Source organism: Falsiroseomonas sp. (genome assembly GCF_030695085.1).
Lineage (GTDB): Bacteria > Pseudomonadota > Alphaproteobacteria > Acetobacterales > Acetobacteraceae > Falsiroseomonas.
Genome location: NZ_JAUYTS010000219.1, coordinates 1 through 1783 on the forward strand (window position 1 = coordinate 1; position 1783 = coordinate 1783).

The 1783-nt window shown below is 70.1% G+C and carries 2 protein-coding genes; both read right to left on the reverse strand.

From position 1 onward, the window contains the following. The coding region (locus tag Q8S40_RS22720; RefSeq protein WP_305672230.1) for a hypothetical protein at positions 1-204 on the reverse strand (204 nt) is incomplete at its 3' end. A 175-nt stretch (positions 205-379) separates the two neighbouring features. Continuing rightward, positions 380-1783, reverse strand: a 1404-nt coding sequence (locus tag Q8S40_RS22725) for an amidohydrolase family protein (protein ID WP_305672231.1), incomplete at its 5' end; no start/stop codon positions are given.

Below are 1783 nucleotides of genomic sequence, written 5' to 3' on the forward strand. Positions count from 1 at the left end.
CGGCTGGGTTGCGGGGCGGCTGGGCACGGCCAGGGAACGCGGCTGCTCGGACGGCACCAGCCGCGGCGCCGCCTGGTTGGCGGGCCGCGGCGGCGGCAGGCTGCCCTGGCTGGGCGCCAGGCTGGATTGCGCGGCCGCACCCTGGCCGAGGGCGAACAACGCCAGCAGGGCGGCGGCGGGAATGGCACGGCGGAATGGAACCATGTCCGATCCCTCCCCCATTCCGCCGCGTCGGGTCAAGCGTGGGCTGGCAAAACCTGCCTCACATGCCGCGGCGTCAGCGCCGCGTCTGCGTGAATACCAAAGGGGCGTCAGCGCCGCGTCTGCGGGAATACCAATGGGGCGTCAGCGCCGCGTCTGAGGGAATGCCAAAGGGGCGTCACCGCCGCGTCTGGCCCCAGCCCGGATTCTCCACCACCATGTGGCGCAGCTTGGCGCGGTCCAGCATCGCATCCGTCTCCCGCCACGCGGCGGTCGCGATGTCCGTCGCGTCCAGATGCGGGCAGTTGCGGTTGCGCATCAGAACCTGGCCATCCACCACCACATCCAGCACGTCCTGGCCGTTGGCGAAGTAGACCACGCGCGCCACCGGCATGTTGGCCGGTACCATATGCGGGGCGGAGAGATCGACGGTGATCACATCCGCCTTCTTGCCGACCTCCAGGCTGCCGATCTCATGCCCCAGGCCGAGGCCGTGCGCGGCGTCGATGGTCACCATCTCCAGCGCCTTGCCGGGCGGCATCATCGTCTCGTCGCGGAAATGGCGCTGGTGGTAGCGGATGCACTGGAACATGTGGCGGAACATGTCGCCCGAGCGGTCCGGCGCCGTGGCGTCCGAGCCGATCATCACCGTCACACCCGCCTCCATCATCTTCGGCGCCGGGCAATAGCCGCGCACGGCAGCGATGGCGGAGGGGTTGTGCACCACGGAGGTGCCGGTCCGAACCAGCGTGTCGATATCCGCATCGGTCAGTTCGGTGCAGTGGCTGAGCCAGGCATCGGGGCCGAGCAGGCCGAACATGCGGTCCGCCATCTCGATGCTGCCGCCGCGATGGCCGTCCTGGTGGAAGGGCGCGCCGCGGGACCGCCCGGCTTCGCGCACCAGATGCCCCTGGCGCTCGATCTCGCGCACCTTGGCCGGATCGTGCTTCGCTTCACGATAGACCGGCATCAGCGTTGCCACCTTCACGCGGCCCTTGTTGTGCCACTTCTCGACACTGGCGGTGATGACATCGAGCTGCTGCTCGAAGGATACCGGGCGCTCCACCCCATCCGGCCCGACATAGGGGCGCGGGAAGGGCGGACGGGTCGGGCCGAGCACCAGCAGGCTGCGGATGCCGACTTCTTCCGTGGCCTCGGCATGGGCGTCGGTGAAGGCGGTGTCGTCCACCCGGCCGATGCTGTCGCCACCGCCGAGCAGCGACACGCCGGTGGTGACGCCGAAGCGCAGCCGCTCGAACGCCGCCAGCTTCGCCTCCGCCCGCCAGAAGCTGGGCGGGGAGGCCAGGGTGTAGATGACGCGGCAGGCTTCCATCCAGCCGGCGCTGTCATTGTTGCCCATGGTCTTCACCAGCCCATGGCCGGCATGGGCGTGGCCATCGATCAGCCCGGGCAGGATGGCGCGGCCGCGCGCCTCGATCACCTGCCTCGCATGGGGATGGGCGGCTTCCACCTCATCGGACGGGCCGACGGCCTGGATGCGGCCATCCTTGATGGCGACCGCGCCATCCGGCAGCACGCGGCGCGCCGGGTCCATGGTGATGACGACGCCGCCGCGGATGAG